At 34.9% G+C, this 17455-nt stretch carries 15 protein-coding genes; 12 read left to right on the forward strand and 3 right to left on the reverse strand.

Features of this window, described 5'->3' with window-relative positions; genetic code table 11:
• Positions 1-60: 60 nt before the first annotated feature.
• Positions 61-2121, reverse strand: a complete 2061-nt coding sequence (locus JOC48_RS16390) for a methyl-accepting chemotaxis protein (protein ID WP_204501498.1) — start codon at positions 2119-2121, stop codon at positions 61-63.
• A 341-nt stretch (positions 2122-2462) separates the two neighbouring features.
• Between JOC48_RS16390 and JOC48_RS16395 the strand changes: the two genes are divergently transcribed.
• The 12 genes from JOC48_RS16395 (at position 2463) to motS (ending at position 15558) form a co-directional block, all read left to right on the forward strand.
• Positions 2463-3491 carry a PTS sugar transporter subunit IIC gene (locus tag JOC48_RS16395; protein ID WP_204501499.1) on the forward strand — a complete coding sequence of 343 codons (1029 nt, stop codon included), beginning with the start codon at positions 2463-2465 and terminating at the stop codon, positions 3489-3491.
• A gap of 93 nt (positions 3492-3584) precedes the next feature.
• The gene (locus tag JOC48_RS16400) at positions 3585-4409 is read left to right on the forward strand and encodes a DUF1444 domain-containing protein (RefSeq protein WP_204501500.1); all 825 of its coding nucleotides are present in this window, start codon (positions 3585-3587) and stop codon (positions 4407-4409) included.
• 2 nt (positions 4410-4411) lie between these two features.
• Positions 4412-5017: a YtpR family tRNA-binding protein gene (gene ytpR, locus JOC48_RS16405; protein WP_204501501.1), complete on the forward strand. Its 606-nt coding sequence runs from the start codon at positions 4412-4414 to the stop codon at positions 5015-5017.
• Positions 5018-5230: 213 nt separating this feature from the next.
• A complete protein-coding gene (locus tag JOC48_RS16410) occupies positions 5231-7435 on the forward strand; it encodes a DNA translocase FtsK (RefSeq protein ID WP_204501502.1) in 2205 nt (734 codons plus the stop codon).
• 183 nt (positions 7436-7618) lie between these two features.
• Positions 7619-8737 carry a nicotinate phosphoribosyltransferase gene (locus JOC48_RS16415; protein ID WP_204501503.1) on the forward strand — a complete coding sequence of 373 codons (1119 nt, stop codon included), beginning with the start codon at positions 7619-7621 and terminating at the stop codon, positions 8735-8737.
• A 126-nt stretch (positions 8738-8863) separates the two neighbouring features.
• Positions 8864-10174: a UDP-N-acetylmuramate--L-alanine ligase gene (gene murC, locus JOC48_RS16420; RefSeq protein WP_204501504.1), complete on the forward strand. Its 1311-nt coding sequence runs from the start codon at positions 8864-8866 to the stop codon at positions 10172-10174.
• Between the two features lie 261 nt (positions 10175-10435).
• Positions 10436-10864, forward strand: a complete 429-nt coding sequence (locus JOC48_RS16425; protein ID WP_204501505.1) for a DUF948 domain-containing protein — start codon at positions 10436-10438, stop codon at positions 10862-10864.
• A 17-nt stretch (positions 10865-10881) separates the two neighbouring features.
• Positions 10882-11310: a YtxH domain-containing protein gene (locus tag JOC48_RS16430; protein WP_204501506.1), complete on the forward strand. Its 429-nt coding sequence runs from the start codon at positions 10882-10884 to the stop codon at positions 11308-11310.
• A 186-nt stretch (positions 11311-11496) separates the two neighbouring features.
• Complete coding sequence (locus tag JOC48_RS16435; RefSeq protein ID WP_204501507.1) at positions 11497-12564, forward strand: bifunctional 3-deoxy-7-phosphoheptulonate synthase/chorismate mutase; 1068 nt, start codon at positions 11497-11499, stop codon at positions 12562-12564.
• A gap of 237 nt (positions 12565-12801) precedes the next feature.
• A complete protein-coding gene (gene ccpA, locus JOC48_RS16440) occupies positions 12802-13803 on the forward strand; it encodes a catabolite control protein A (RefSeq protein WP_204501508.1) in 1002 nt (333 codons plus the stop codon).
• A 194-nt stretch (positions 13804-13997) separates the two neighbouring features.
• Complete coding sequence (gene motP, locus JOC48_RS16445; RefSeq protein WP_204501509.1) at positions 13998-14822, forward strand: flagellar motor protein MotP; 825 nt, start codon at positions 13998-14000, stop codon at positions 14820-14822.
• Positions 14812-15558: a flagellar motor protein MotS gene (motS, locus tag JOC48_RS16450; RefSeq protein ID WP_204501510.1), complete on the forward strand. Its 747-nt coding sequence runs from the start codon at positions 14812-14814 to the stop codon at positions 15556-15558. Before motP ends, motS begins: the two co-directional genes overlap by 11 nt.
• Before the next feature lie 77 nt (positions 15559-15635).
• Here the strand turns inward: motS and JOC48_RS16455 are convergent, their stop codons facing one another.
• Both JOC48_RS16455 and JOC48_RS16460 read right to left on the reverse strand, forming a co-directional pair.
• Entirely contained in the window at positions 15636-16811 is a 1176-nt protein-coding gene (locus JOC48_RS16455) for an acetoin utilization protein AcuC (RefSeq protein ID WP_204501511.1), read from the reverse strand.
• Positions 16811-17455, reverse strand: a complete 645-nt coding sequence (locus JOC48_RS16460) for an acetoin utilization AcuB family protein (protein WP_204501512.1) — start codon at positions 17453-17455, stop codon at positions 16811-16813. The genes JOC48_RS16455 and JOC48_RS16460 overlap by 1 nt, the downstream gene beginning before the upstream one ends.

A 17455-nucleotide genomic window follows, 5' to 3' on the forward strand; every position in this document is an offset into this window, starting at 1 on the left:
AAATAAGACATAGGCAGAAATCCTCTATTCATTTGCAAAAAAATATTGTTAATTTTACTTCTAACTGATTTTTGATTGAATTGGTGTGAACTCATCTTCGGTATATTTGCTATCTTCTTCATCAATATCTTCTGATTTTTCTATGCCACGTTCTTCGTTTAACGTAAATTGACTAACCTCTTCAGATAGCTCTTGTGATAAAGCTTGCAATTTTAATGCAGCTTCATTTACATGTTCAATGGATTGTGCTTGAGTCTCACTGGAAGCTGTTACTTCTTCAGTACTTGCAACCGCTTCTTCGGATATCAAGCTAATTTCATGAAGCTTTTCTTGTAGTGTGTGATTAGCTCCACTTACATCATGAATAGATGTATTTACATTCTTGATTTTTTCGTTCATCTCATTTATCTGTTTTGCAATTCGATCAAATGCAGTTTTGGTTCGGTTTACTGATTCCTTTTGGGTGTCTTGATATGTATCAAATTTACCTGCTTGTTTTGATAGATTATCCATTTGAGAATGAATGGATTTTACTAGTTGATAGATTTCTTTTGCTTCATTTTTAGAACGTTCTGCCAGCTTTCTTACTTCATCTGCTACAACAGCAAATCCACGACCACTTTCCCCCGCTCTAGCTGATTCAATTGCCGCATTTAACGCTAACAAGTTAGTGCTATCTGCTATTTCTTCAATAGCAGAAACTATTTTAGTGATTTTTTCTGTTTGATTCGCTGTGTTTTTCACTTCTTTTGTAAGGTGTGAAGCTAAAGCAATAAAGGATGAAGAAGTTTTATCTAATTCTTCCACTGTACTCAATCCATTATTACTTTCTTTTTCTGCTACTTCTAGTGAGGTTGAAATATCATCTGTAGCTACTCTAGTATTAGAAATCGCCTTTGATACCTGCTCAATTAATGATGTGCTTTCTTCGATTTGAGTCGCTTGTTGTTGTGAACCAGCTGCAACATGGTTAATAGAATCATTTACCTCTTCAGCTTGTGCAGTGGATTGTTCAGATACAACAGCTAAATTTGCAGAAGAATCATTCAATACTTCTGATGCTTTTTGTACCTTTAGCATTGAAATCTCCATTTTATCTGCCATTTGATTAAAAGTAGTACCTAAATCAGCCATTTCGTCTTTTGTTTTTATTGGAACTCGATAAGACAAATTGCCATTACCAATAATTTCTGCACCTTGTTTTAATCTTTTTATCGATTTAGCAATGGAACGAATTAAAACGATTCCTAAGCCAATAACCGTTACTAATGCAAGGCTTCCAATCGTAACAAATATAAATGAAAGCTTTTTGATGCTTTCATTTTGCGTGGTTGTGATGTCGTTTTGAATGTTTTCTGCATTGTTATTAAGGTGGTTTACATTTTCATTCACTTCTTTTGTTATGTTTTCAAATGAATTTTTGTTTGATTCTGCTTGCGCCAATGTATTTGAAATGGTGTGAAGTGATTGCTGATATTTTAATAAGTTTCGGTTAAATTGGCTTTTTTCTTCTTGAGATAAGGATGATTGATTTATTAGTGTATTCATTTCTTTAATAGCTAAATCCAACTCTTCTCCACCGTTATTTTGTATATACGCTTGTTCAAGAATTTTGATTTCAAGAAGTGCGTTCTTAAAGGATAATTCATCTGAATCGTTAACAAATTGATAAAATTCATTATAGTAATCATTAATGATTTTGTGTAACCCTTCTTGTTCTGAAAAGCCAACCATTCGATACATATTTACCATCGGTTCAAGCTGATCGACGTATTTACTGGAGCTTTTAACAATAGCAGCAAAGTCATTGGAGATTTGCGGGTAATCCGCATAATGAGCAGCATATTCTTCTGCAGTTGTTTGTAACTCGGTAATGGACTGTTTCATTTCTTCCGCGTTTGTTTCAGAAGGATTATAGTAGAATTGGTTTTCAACCTGTCTTGTTTTGGTCATTAAATTGATAGTTTGCTCGCTATGTTTAAGCGCTCTTTGGACAGTCTCTCTCTCATTTGTCCATTTTGTTTGTTGATTAAAAAAGTACATAGTAAAACCGCTTAGCAAGAGTAAACTTATCGTTGTTAAAATTAATATGTACCATAATCGATTACGAATCGAAAGCAAAGCAACTCCCCCTCAGATTTTGTATTTCACCTTCAGTATGACCAACATCCTTGCGATTAGCTGAGCAGATATGTTTTTTGTTGTTCGTTAATAACGTATGTTGAATGTATGTACAAATCCTTTTCAGCTTATGATAACAAGAGGTATTACTCAATGCCTTTAACCCTATTATGTTCAACAATTAGCTCCATTTTTCTCCAATTATATACAATTATAGATTTAGTTCGAGTGGAATACAATTGTGTTTTTTTATTTGATTGAATTTTTGTACGTTTTATTGAGTTCATTTTAAGCATTGTGTATATTAATCACTGAGAGGAAAGATAAAGGAGATAATACATATGGTAAATTTTCTGAAAAAGAAAGGTGTTTCATTATCACCAAAAACGTATTTTGTTACAGCATTAAGTTACATGGCTTTAGGACTATTTTCATCTCTAATTATTGGTCTAATTATAAAGACAATTGGTGATCAACTCGGTATCAGCGTATTACAAGAGATGGGCAGTTTTGCGATGGATGGAAAAATAGTTGGTGGGGCTATTGGTGTAGCCATCGCCTATGGGTTAAAAGCTCCACCACTTGTTATGTTTTCTGCATTATTTGCTGGGGCGTTTGGTTATGATGTGGACGGAGGCGGAGCAGGACCGGCTGGTAGCTATGTGGCTGCTTTACTAGCAGTAGAAATTGGAAAATTAATCTATAAAGAAACTAGACTAGATATTTTGCTAACACCATTTGTAACAATAGGAGCTGGTTTCCTAGCTGGAAAAATTATTGGACCTCCAGTAAATGGGTTTATGACATGGTTTGGAGGTATAATAAATTGGTCTACAGAGCAACAGCCTTTTCTAATGGGAATTATTGTGGCTGTATTAATGGGCTGGGCTTTAACAGCACCTATTTCTAGTTTGGCTATCTCTTTAATGTTATCATTAGATGGGATTGCTGCTGGAGCTGCTACTGTTGGATGTGCAGCACAAATGATTGGTTTTGCTGTCTCGAGCTATCGTGATAATGGCATGGGTGGATTTATTGCCCAAGGTATTGGAACTTCTATGCTTCAGGTTGCAAACATTATAAAAAAGCCAATTATTATTGTTCCTCCAACGATTGCTGGTATAATTATGGCTCCCTTTGCAAGCGTCTGGTTTACGATGACTAATAACGCTTCTGGTGCAGGAATGGGAACAGCTGGTTTAGTAGGGCAAATAATGACCTTTGAATCTATGGGCTTTACGATGGAGGTTTTTTGGATGATTCTGCTTGTCCATATAGTTGGTCCTGCATTCATTAGTTTGATCATTTCTGAAATTTTTAGGAGAATAGGTTGGATTAAAACTGGAGATATGAAAATTCATTATGAATAAGCTAGGAAGATAATGGAAGAAATGATATCGTTTTTGGAAAAAGATATCATGGCTTGTTTTACAAGGTGATTTTTAGAAAGGGGGCTTTTTCAAATGAAAATGACAAGTATAAAAATGAAACGATTGTTGGAAGAAAGACTTCACCATCCACAGTGGAATACGTCGTTTAACCGAGATAAAGATATTTTTAGAGTAGAATGGAAGGACTCACGCCAAGGTATTTCTATTACAATTCCTAATGTCATTGCAAAGTATGAACAACGAGGAGAAGAAGCAATTGAGGATTTGGAATATCATATAAAAGAAGCACTTCATGTAATGAATCAATCACATGAGTTAACAGGTCAAGAAAAAAATATTTTTCCTGTCATTCGTGCAACCTCTTTTCCTACAAAAACAAAAGCCGGTAAAGAGCTAGTTTATACGGACCATACTGCTGAAACACGTATTTATTATGCACTTGATTTAGGAAAGACTTACAAGTTAATTGATAATGAAATGTTAGAGAAAGAAAATTGGACGGTAGAACGAATCAGAGAAGTTGGGACTTTCAATGTTCGATCATTATCAACAAACTTGAAACAAGATAAAGTTGCTGAAAATGATTTTTATTTTATGGCTAGTAAGGATGGCTATGATGCAAGCAGGATTCTAAATGAATCATTATTAGAGGAAATGAAAGCGAATAGTAAAGGAGAATTAGCTATTGCAGTCCCACATCAGGACGTTTTAGTTTTTGCTGATGTTCAAAATGAATCGGGGTACGATATATTGGCACAGATGACGATGAAATTTTTTGCTGAAGGAAGAGTACCTATTACTTCTTTACCCTTTTTATATGAAGACAAAAAGTTAGAACCAATTTTCATTTTAGCTAAAAATAAACCGACAAATAATAATTCAAAAAAGGATGATTAGTAATGGATGTTTTTTATAATAAAACAGGTATAGGAGATGTATTGATCATACCACTAAAGCAAGCAGAAAGAACGGACATAACTTATGAAACATTTGGGGATGTAGTGAAAATTTTTACTACTGAGACGAAAGAAGTAGTTGGCTACAATATCTTTAAGGCTTCTAAGTATTTTCAATTAAGTGAAAATGGTAAAATCCCCCTTACAGAAGACCTGTTAGATCAAATAAAGTCACTATTCCGTCAAAGTAATGTAGATGATGATTTAGACGTTGATTTAACTCCTAAATTTGTCGTTGGGTATGTATCAGATATTAGTCAGCATGAGAACGCAGATAAATTGAAGGTATGTCAAGTAGATGTAGGGAAGGAAACCTTGCAAATTGTTTGTGGTGCACCAAATGTTGATCAAGGTCAACATGTTGTGGTAGCAAAAGTTGGTGCTATTATGCCTAGTGGTTTAGAAATTAAGCCTACAAGCCTAAGAGGGGTTGATTCGAACGGTATGATTTGTTCCCAAAAAGAATTGGGCCTACCGAACGCACCAAAGGAAAAGGGTATTTATGTATTAGATAATCAATATAAGCCTGGACAAGCTTTTGAATTTTAACTGTAAACCTTTGTCTGTTTTTATGGGCAAAGGTTTTTTTAATAGGCTCTTATCGTATTCTTGCTTATTTTTTATTACACAGTTAACACAGCCTTTATCACAGCGATGCTAATTTTACGTTAGATTATTAACCGTGATAGAATAAAAATCAAGCTAGTCCAATTACAAAATATTCATTATCCTAAAATTGCATAAATAGAAAGAGTGAAAGATATGTGGAAACAATGGAAGAAAAAATTGTTTAATCTGTTTAAATCTACTATCGATAAAGAAAATATTGATGTTCAACAAAAGCAAGAAGAAAAAAGTAATCAGCAAAAGGTTTATACGAAAATATCCTATCAATACCCGAATAATGAATCATTCAAGTTTCCAATTATACCGGATCGTCCTACTTTCAATGATTCAACTGACGACACAGCATATAAGCGTAGGCTGAAAAGACGCTCTTTAGAGAAGCAAGAAGTGGAAGAGAGAAGACCAACGCCTACGAATGAGAATAAGGAAAGAAAACCGTTTAAAGCAGCCGACGTTCCTTCTCCTGTTTATGGATTTAGAAGCCGTTCAAATCATGAAGAGTTAGATGTACCAGCATTTATTAGAAAAGAGCATCCAAGGTTGGAAGAACAAGACAATCATATAGCTATTGAACGTACAGAATTAGAGGCTAATGAGGACCATACAATACATATTGAGGAACATCATGAAGAGGAACCAATAATCAATTGGAAGGAACGAAACCAGGAAAGTAAACAGAAGGTTCGGGAAATAGAAGAAGAATCTCCTAATAATACTAGCGAAAATGAACGTAAAGAAAAAGAGAATATTGATCAAATAACGGATAATCATGAACCGCATAGTATTAGTCCAAAGAAATCTATTGATGAAAATAGCAACCAAAAATCAAAACGTGATTTTCCATTTAATGTCATTATGACACCGAGCGACAAAAAGGCTAAGATGGAAGCAAATGTAATTACTAGCAAAGAGCCAACTTTTCCACCAACACACTTGCTAAATGATTCATTAGAAGATTCAACGGAAGACAGTGATTGGGTAAATCAACAAAAACAGTTACTTACGACTACACTAAAGCATTTTCATGTGAGGGCAAAAGTTGTCAATGCAATGTGTGGACCAACCGTTACTCGATTTGAAATTCAACCCGAACCTGGTGTGAAGGTAAGTAAAATAAAAAATTTAAGTGATGATATTAAATTAAACCTGGCAGCAAAGGATATTCGTATGGAAGCTCCAATACCTGGAAAAAATACGATTGGTATCGAAGTTCCTAATCCAAAGTCACAGCCGGTCATGTTACAAGATATTTTTAATTCAACCATATTTAAACAAAATAAATCACCCCTAAGTGTAGCATTGGGCCTTGATATTGCAGGAAGACCAATTATTACGGATTTAAAAAAAATGCCGCACGGTTTAATTGCTGGTGCAACTGGATCTGGAAAGAGTGTTTGTATTAATACAATACTTATTAGCTTGTTATATAAGGCAAGCCATAAGGATGTTCGCTTTTTACTCATTGATCCTAAGATGGTAGAATTAGCTCCATATAATCAGTTGCCTCATTTAGTATCACCTGTTATTACGGACGTGAAAGCTGCAACATCAGCATTAAAATGGGCTGTAACTGAAATGGAAGAGCGTTATGAGAAATTTGTTCATGAAGGTGCTCGTGATATTGAGCGTTATAATCAAAAAATGTTAAGCCAAAATCGTGCTAATGAAAAAATGCCTTATTTAGTTATTGTAATTGATGAATTAGCCGATTTAATGATGGTTTCACCACAGGATGTAGAAGATGCTATTTGTAGAATTGCTCAAAAAGCAAGAGCATGTGGTATTCACTTATTAGTAGCTACACAGCGACCTTCCGTTGATGTAATTACTGGACTAATAAAAGCTAACATTCCTACTAGAATTGCTTTTAGTGTATCTTCACAGGTCGACTCACGAACAATTATTGATACAAATGGTGCAGAAAAGTTACTTGGAAGAGGGGACATGCTATTTCATGAGAATGGAGCAGGTAAATTAGTTAGAATACAAGGAGCTTTCGTTTCTGACGATGAGATAGAAAGGGTTACGAATTATGTGAAAAACATTGCTCCTCCTAATTACATGTTTGAACAAGAGCAATTATTACAACAAATAACAACAGAGGAACAGGAGGATGAATTGTATCAACAAGCTGTAGAGTTTGTTGTTGAGCAAAATGGTGCAAGTGCCTCCCTACTCCAGAGAAGATTTAAAGTGGGTTATAATCGTGCAGCTAGATTAATCGATCATATGGAAGCAAATGGTATTATATCTGAGCAAAAAGGGAGTAAACCACGTGATGTATTAATAACACGTTCAGAATTAGCATCCCATTTTCAAATTGGCCATAGTAATAAGTAAAGATTTCGTATAAACTATAAGAAGAAATTCCTTGTCATCCATGAGTGACAAGGAATTTTTAAAGGAAGGTATTTATTCACGAAGATCTGCTATTAAAAATTGATTATAACTTGTCGAGATAGTTCTATTCCTATATGATATACTTTGATATGTCTAACTAACATAGTTAAGGAGTAATTTTCAATGAAGGAAATCACAAAAAAACTAAATGGAGAAATTGAACGATTAACGAACAAAACTTTTAAATTTGACAAAAGAATAAAAGAGGGTTGGTTCTCCGCTGTTTATTTTCTGAAGACGAAAGAAATTGCGGAAAAGTTGATTCCAGATAACAAGATAACGATGCAGTTTTTTCAAAAAAGTAATGCAGTTCTTTGTGGTACAGATGAGGCTATTGCGTTAATACATACTTTTGCAGATGAGCCAGAGAATTTAGAAATTTACTCATTAAAGGATGGAGATAAGATTAGTCCTTTTGAAACAGTTCTAACCATCACAGGACCCTATCAATCTTTTGGTTACTTAGAAGGGATTATCGACGGTATCCTAGCAAGAAGAACATCTGTCGCGACAAATGTATATAATGTGGTAAAAGCGGCCAGAACATCTGGAAAACAAAAGCCAATTATTTTCATGGGCGATAGAGATGACCATTATACCCAACAGGCTGGTGACGGATATGCTTCATTCATTGGTGGTTCTACTGCCCAAGCAACCCATGCAATGAATGAATGGTGGGGGAAACAGGGAATGGGTACGATGCCGCATGCCTTGATTCAAATGTTTAAAGGAGATGTGGTTGCGACAGCAAAGGCCTACCACGAAATATATCCCAATGATGACTTGATGGTATTAGTTGATTATAACAATGATGTAATAAATGATTCTCTTAAAGTTGCCCGCGAGTTTGGTGATGAATTGAAAGGGGTTCGGATTGATACATCTAAAAACATGGTTGATAAATATTTTTTCAGAAATCAACATCTAATGGGCACATTTGATCCAAGAGGAGTTAATCCACAATTGATTTTTGCTCTAAGAAACGCGCTTGATGAAGAGGGATTCACCCACGTAAAAATAATTGTAAGTGGTGGTTTTAATGAGCAAAAAATAAAAGAGTTCGAGGAAAACAATGTCCCGGTTGATATGTATGGTGTGGGTAGAAATCTTCTAACTATTAATATTGGCTTTACTGGAGATAACGTTCTTCTTAATGGTTCTGAGCAAGCAAAAGAAGGTAGACAGTACAGACCTAATTCACGTTTAGAAAAAGTGGAATACAGAAAAGAAGATAACAGCTAAGTGAAAATTACAGTTTGATATTTGTATTTTTCACCTCAATATGATTATAGATCTAGTTAAACTAGAGTGATACGATGAGATAATGTTCCATTTGTAAGAAATCACTCGTTTTGGGGGTTCTTGTTTATGACAATTTACCATTTTATTGGTATTAAGGGAACTGGGATGAGTGCATTAGCACAAATTCTTCATGATTCTGGTGAAAATGTTCAAGGTTCAGATGTAGAAAAGGAATTCTTTACACAAGTAGCATTAGAAGAAAAAAACATTCCGGTAATGCCTTTTACAAAAAATAATATTCGACCAGGATTGACGATTATCGCAGGTAATGCTTTTAACGATGATCATGAAGAAATTCGGGAGGCAAAGAAGTTAGGGTTACCGTTTTATCGTTATCATGAATTTTTGGGGAAATGGTTAAAGCAATACACAAGTATAGCCATAACCGGTGCACATGGTAAAACATCCACTACTGGTTTATTAGCGCATGTTTTAAATCAAACATATCCTATTTCTTATTTAATTGGCGATGGTTCTGGCAAAGGACATAAAGACAGTAAATATTTTGTTTTTGAGGCATGTGAATATCGGAGACACTTTTTACAATACGAGCCTGATTACGCTATCATGACGAATATTGATTTTGATCATCCAGATTATTTTAGTAGTATTGATGATGTATTTCAATCATTTCAAGAAATGTCTGAAAACGTCAAGAAGGGTATTGTGGCATGTGGGGATGATGAATATTTGCAGCGTATTCAAGCGAAAGTGCCAGTACTATATTATGGGTTTGCAGACACGAATGACTTTCAAGCTAAAAATGTATTCGAGGACGAAGATGGAACCACCTTTGATGTGTTTGTAAGAAATAATTTTTATGAATCTTTTATCATTCCATCCTATGGTAACCATAATGTTCTGAATGCCTTAGCAGTAATAGCTATTTGTCATTATGAAGGGATGCAGGCAAGTGATATTAAAAAACTACATTCATTTAAAGGGGTAAAACGCCGCTTTACTGAAAAGGTAGTTGGTAATCAAGTTCTGATAGATGATTACGCACACCATCCTAAAGAAATTGAAGCAACGATCGAAGCTGCTAGAAAAAAATACCCATATAAATCAATCACTGCCATTTTCCAACCACATACGTATTCAAGAACGAAAACGTTCTTAAAAGAGTTTGCTAAAAGCCTGAACCTTGCTGATCACGTTTTTTTATGTGATATTTTTGGATCAGCACGTGAAGGTGATGGAAATTTAACGATTAATGATTTACGTTTTTTAGTGGAAGGTAGTAAAATTTTAGAATTGGAAGCAACTTCCGTGTTAATGGAATATAAGGATAGTGTCCTTATATTTATGGGAGCAGGAGACATCCAAAAATTTCAACATGCGTATGAAAATGTACTGACTGATAAAGAAGAAGTTTAGAATATCGATTATCTAGTATCAAATTAAAGGATTTTTGAACTTCATATCGAATAAATAACAAGGAGGGGGTTAAACCCTTCCTATTCTTATTTTATATTTAAGAATAAGAAAATGGGTAAAATCTGTATAAAGTGAGCCAAAAATGTTGATTTTAAAGAAAGAGAATAGATGGTTTAAAAAAACTGTATGAGGGTAAGAGTTAATAAAGAGTACAGCAAACCATTTGGATCTGGTACATAACGAAGGAGTTGGTCTAGTAGAATGATAAGTTTACTCTATATTGCAGCACTTATAATAGCAATTGCATTTGCCGTACTTGTCATCTATTTAGCTAAGGTGCTAAAGGTATTACAAAGGACAATGACTCATGTTGCAGATACTTTAGAGGGACTAGAGAAGCAAATGGAAGGTATTACAATTGAAACGACATCCTTGTTAAATAAAACAAATAAACTGGCTGAGGATGTCAATGATAAGTCAGTGAGATTAAACACATTGGTTGATGGTATTAAAGGATTGGGAGATACAGTAAACGAATTCAATACTTCCATTCGATCTGTGACAAAAAGTATTTCATCTGTTACAGAGGAAAATAAAGAAGCTACCGCACAAGCAATGAAATGGGGAACGGTAGTTATGCAACTTTGGAAAAAACGAAAAAACGATCAAGAAGAACAAATAAAAAAATAAATTTTGGAGGGGATAATATGAGTAATCAACAAGACCAAGGGAAAGATCAAGGGATTAACAGTAAAGATTTTATGATTGGTTCTTTAATTGGAGGAATAGTTGGTGCTTCTATGGCATTACTATTTGCTCCTAAAACTGGGAAAGAGTTTAGAAATGATCTGAACCAAGGCGCAAATTATGTAAAGGACCGTGCATATGAATGGAAGGATATAGCATATGAAAAAGGATCAGAATGGAAAGATTATGCTAGAGATAATTACTCCCAACTCTCTCAAAATGTTTCAGAAAAGTCACAGGAATTGGGAGATAAAGTGAAGGAAACATCGAAGTCCATTCAGGATAAATTTAATAAAGAAGATGATCCTGAAGAAACTGCAGAAGAAGTTGCGCAGGCAATTGAGGAAGTTTCCCAACAAATTGAAAACAACAATAACAAGGATAATTAATGTAAGTATCTAAAAAGGTTGTGAGAACAATTATGTTCAGCAACCTTTTATTTTTTTTAACCGTTGTAGTATAATTTCAGGCAGACAAGTGTTATAATTTTAGCTATAATTGTCTCTAATTATTAAAAAAATTAACACATTTCCAAAGAACTTTAAATAGAAATAAGAAATAGGGGGTTTTTCACATTGGGTAACGAACAATTAGAACAACTACGAGATAAGCTTGATCAAGTGAATCTAGAAATCTTAGATTTAATAAACAAGCGAGCAGAATTAGTACAAGAAATAGGACAAATAAAAGAAAAGCAGGGTGTTAATCGATTTGATCCTGTTCGTGAAAGAAAAATGTTGAATCTTATTACGGATAACAACAATGGTCCATTTGAAAACTCTACCATTGAACATCTATTTAAAGAAATTTTCAAAGCAGGATTAGAGCTTCAAGAGGATGACCATAGTAAAGCATTACTAGTGTCAAGAAAGAAGAAACCAGAAGATACAGTAATTGAAATCAATGGTGAAAAATTCGGAGATGGTAACCAACACTTCATTTTTGGCCCTTGTGCAGTGGAAAGCTATGAGCAAGTGGCGGAGGTCGCTGCTGCTATTAAAAAGCAAGGGATGAAATTAATACGTGGTGGCGCATTTAAACCAAGAACTTCTCCTTATGATTTCCAAGGACTTGGGTTTGAAGGATTAAAGATATTGAAAAGAGTCTCAGATGAATATGGCTTAGCTGTTGTTAGTGAAATTGTTAGTCCTGCAGATATCGAAAAAGCTATTGACTATATTGATGTTATTCAAATTGGTGCTCGTAACATGCAAAACTTTGAGCTATTAAAAGCTGCAGGTGACGTTGATAAACCAGTGCTATTGAAGCGAGGCATGTCAGCAACTATATCTGATTTTATCAATGCAGCTGAATATATTATTTCACGAGGTAATGGGAACATTATCTTATGTGAAAGAGGTATTCGCACCTATGAAAAAGCAACTAGAAATACACTAGACATAACTGCAGTACCGATTCTGAAGCAGGAAACGCATTTACCTGTAATGGTCGATGTAACTCACTCTACAGGAAGAAGAGATTTATTATTGCCAGCTGCAAAGGCTGCTCTAGCTATCGGTGCAGATGGAGTAATGGCAGAGGTTCATCCTGACCCAGCAGTAGCTTTATCTGATTCTGCACAACAAATGGATATTCCAACATTTGAATCTTTCGTGACTGAGCTATTAAAAAGCAAAAAGTAGGGATCTATGTTAGCACCCTTGCCTTCCACTTAGGCAAGGGTGCTAATTTGTTATTGCATGATAAGAAAAGGTTTGAGCATTAATACGTGGATTTTGTTATAATAATGCTTAGATATTGGAAAAATATTACGTATATCCTCGCAATATTTGTCGAACCATTGCGGAACAAGCGATAGTATCGTAAAATTAATGAAAAGTATATCGAAATAGAAGCGATAAATAGGAGGTAGTATCTTTATGAACGTTACAATATATGATGTAGCAAGAGAAGCAAACGTATCAATGGCAACAGTCTCAAGGGTAGTGAATGGTAATCCCAATGTAAAACCAGCTACTAGAAAAAAAGTACTTCATACAATTGAGAGATTAGGATATCGACCAAATGCAGTTGCAAGAGGGCTAGCAAGTAAAAAAACCACTACTGTAGGTGTAATTATTCCTGATATTTCAAGCATCTTCTTTTCAGAGTTAGCAAGAGGGATTGATGATATAGCTACAATGTATAAATACAACATTATTTTAAGTAATTCTGATCAAAATAAGGACAAGGAATTACAGCTTATTAATACGATGTTAGAAAAACAAGTGGATGGTATCGTGTTTATGGGTGGTAATATAAGTGATGAGCATGTACATCAGTTAAAATCCTCACCAGTACCAGTGGCATTAGCTGCAACCATTGATCCTTCACAAGAAATTCCTTCCGTGAATATTGACTATCAAGAGGCAGCATATGAAGCAACAAAATTACTTATTGAAAATGGTACGACAAATCCAGCATTTGTTTCTGCTCAAGAAGAGACGGAAATAAACAATCAAAAGTATGAAGGGTATGCTCGTGCTTTAAAAGAAGCCAACCAAGAAGTAAATCCCGATCTGATCGTTAAAGGAGATTATACTTATGATTCCGGGATTGAAGCGGCGCATCAATATTTAGAAATGGACAATAAACCAACGGCTATCTTTGTTGCATCTGATGAGATGGCATTAGGTGTAATCCATGGAATTCAAGACAAAGGTTTACGAGTGCCAGAGGATATTGAAGTTTTTGGTTTTGATAATACAAGGCTTGCAACAATGGTTCGTCCAACCTTATCAACGATTGTCCAGCCAATGTATGATATTGGAGCAGTAGCCATGAGATTATTGACAAAATATATGAACAAAGAAGAGGTTACGGATCAAAATGTTATTTTACCTCACCGAATGATTGAAAGAAGCTCAACAAAAGCCAGATAATGTCGATATTAATAGTAAACAGACTTTTGTAGGCCAGTAAGGTTTTAAATATCAGCAAATAAATCATTTTGACGGAGCAAAAAAAGAAGGCTTTCGACATTAGGAGTTGGAGAAAAGCCCAGATTTTTCTAATGTTCTATGTTCCGAATAAACTATCTTTCATCAAGTTTGTCCAACAGTTAGGGAGAGAGAGTATGAAAAAAAGAGATCTGTTAACTCCAATCGGTATTACCTTTGGATTTCTCATGCTAATGTTTGGAATTTTAACAAGCGGTGGGACTAGTGAAGCCGTATCTTTTGTCCAGTTAACGTCCGTTTTAATCGTTCTTGGAGGCATTATTTCAGGAATCCTAATTAATTTTAATTTGGATCATATCAAAGCAACGCGCTTTGTTCTTGCACAAGCTTTTACCAGGAATGAACAAAGCTTACCTATCTTGATTGACTTGTTTGTTCGATTATCTGAACGAGCGAGGAGAGAAGGCTTATTAGCATTAGAGAACGAGTTAGATAATGTAGAGGATCCTTTTATTCGAAAAGGTGTGTTACTAGCAATAGACGGTGTTGAGCCAGAAGTTATTAATGATATTATGACCGCAGAGATCATCGCAATGGAAGAAAGGCATCAGACTGGTAGAGCAATTCTTGAAAAAGCAGGAGAATATGCACCTGCATGGGGAATGATTGGTACTCTAATTGGATTAGTACTAATGCTGAATAACTTAACGGATCCATCCACTCTTGGTCCGAATATGGCTGTTGCTCTTTTAACAACTTTATACGGAACTGTTTTATCAAACTTAGTATTTATTCCAATGGCAGCAAAGCTTGAGATGAAATCTAATGAAGAAGTTTTTCTTAAGCAAATTGCAATCGAGGGTGTAATTGGCGTACAATCCGGACAAAATCCTAGAATTTTAAATGAAAAGTTAAGTGCTTTTTTATCTGGAGATATGAAACGGAAAAATGAAGATGAACTAGACGCTGAGTATATGGGGGAAAGCGTCAATGAAGCTTAGGAAGAAAAAGCGATTGGATAAAGGAACCCCAAAGTGGATGGTTACATATGCAGATATGGTAACACTAGTTTTAGTTTTTTTTATATTACTATTTTCAATGTCTCAAATTGATTTGGTGAAATTTCAAGCTATCTCAGAGTCGTTTCGTAATCGTATGATTTTCGATTATTATCCTTCTTCAGTACCAAACGAAAACCCAACAGAGAATTCTGAAATAAAACAAGAGAATGAAGGATCTATTGACTTTGATAACGGTGAACGAGAAAATGAACAGGATTCCTTAGATAATTTATTACAGGAAGTAGAAGCTTTTCTTGATCAAAATAATTTAAATAATGTTATTGCTGCAAATCGAACAGAGCAAGGGGTTGTATTGACCTTACAGGAAAAATTATTATTTGAATCGGGAGAAGCAGCTATCTTAAGTTCTGGAATGCCATTTCTTGACAAGGTTGGTACACTTTTAAGTAATATCCCTAACCATGTAAGAGTTGAGGGACATACAGATAGCAGACCTATTTCTAACTTTCGTTTTCCATCAAACTGGGAATTATCAGGTGCTAGAGCCAGTAGTGTTATTCGGTTTATTATTGACAATAACGGAATCGACAAAAGACGGTTTATTGCTGTTGGTTACGGTGATACTAGACCTATTGCTGAAAATAATTCACCGGAAAATTGGAGTAAAAATCGACGAGTAGAAATAGTGATTTTAGAGTTAGATAAAACAAACTAAAAAAAACAGGGAAGGTTTGATCTGTCATTAAGATCAAACCTTTTATCGTTTTGTAGGAAATTATATAATTTTAGTAATCAATAATCAGTTCCAAATTTACGTTGATTTTTTATAATTTGTAATGTTTTTTCTAGATTTAGTGCATTCTTCTCAGTTATTTCTAGTTTTCTTGGGATTGGATGGTAAATTCCAGTAGGATCCTGCCAGCTATGTGGAATCTGAATAGGAGCTACTTTTTGCCATTTTGTAAGCCAAGATTTTGGTAATTGATCTTTAAATGGTGTAGATCCTGTCATGACAGCCCATAACTGCCCCCAAGCTCTAGGCACCACACGCCAAATATCATAGCCGCCACCACCAAGTGCAATCCATTTGCCTTTACAGTATTGATGCGCAAGCTTGTGTGCTAATAAAGGGATCTTTTCAAAAACGTTCATCGTAGTGTTCAAATGGGTTAAAGGATCATAACTGTGAGCATCTACTCCATTTTGTGTTATGATGATGTCTGGTTGAAAGTATTCTATTACTTCTTTGAAGGCGATTTCATATACGTGTAAAAAGGACTCATCCTCCGTGAAAGCATCAATTGGAACATTAAAGGAATAACCATATCCTTCTTTAATCCCTCGTTCGTTGCTGTTGCCTGTCCCCGGAAATAGATACCGCCCTGTTTCGTGAATAGACAGAGTACATACATTTGGATCATCATAAAATACGGATTGAACACCATCACCGTGATGTGCATCGGTATCTACATATAAAACACGTAAGTTATATTTTTTCCTAATATATTTAATTGCTATTGCACCATCATTATAGATACAAAATCCAGATGCTTTATCCCGAAAACCGTGATGTAGTCCTCCACCCAAATTTAGTGCGTGCTGTATATTACCTGTTAGGACATGATCAACTGCAGTCAGTGTTGCTCCAACAAGTAAGGAAGAAGCACGATGCATGTCTTGAAATATTGGGGTATCCTCAGTACCTAAACCAAATTCAAGACCTTCATCTTCAGCAAGTAATCCGATACTAGCTTTTTTTACTGCTTCTATATATTGTTTATCATGAACTAACTCTATTTCAGCATCTGTTGCAATTCGAGGTTCTACCAAATGAGACGAGTGAAGTTTTCCCGTAGCTTCCAATAACTCTTTAGTCATCCTTACTCGTACTTGATTAAATGGATGATCCGAATGAAATGTATATTTTGTAAATTGGTCAGAGTATATAAATACAGCTTGACAATTCATTATTGTTCTCCATTCGTATTCGGCCATAACACTTCATAATTTTCCTCGACCAGGTCTTTAATAATTGATAAAGGATTCATGGTTTGAATTCGAAAAACAATTACTTTATAGTTCGGATCATCGTTAAACGGATAAACGAGTATAGAGCTAATATTCATTTTTCTTTTACCTATTATCGAAGTAACCTCTGGTAATACCCCGATCTTATCTCGTACTTTCACTTCGATTTGTGAACCTTGTACGTTTGTTCCCGTTAACTGGATTAATGTATAAAGCATGTCTTTTTCTGTAACAATTCCAACTAATTTTTTTTCTTGGATGACAGGCAAACATGCAAACTCCTCCTCATAGAAAATAGAAGCAATTTCTTCTACAAAATCAAGCGGATGAATGGTAACTACAGGTGTACTCATTATAGTATGAATTTCATTTTGTAATTCAAGGTGATTTTCATTTTTATCGAATATGGATGGACTCGCATCACGTACGTCTCGGTCTGATACAATTCCTATTACTTCTTTTTGATTATTAACAATGGGAATATGACGAATATGATGGTTATTTAAAAGTGTTAGAGCTTCAGCTATTAACGCATTCGGAGGTAAGGTTATGACGTCAGTCTTCATTATTTGTTTGACTAGCAT

The organism is Aquibacillus albus (assembly GCF_016908325.1).
Lineage (GTDB): Bacteria > Bacillota > Bacilli > Bacillales > Amphibacillaceae > Aquibacillus_A > Aquibacillus_A albus.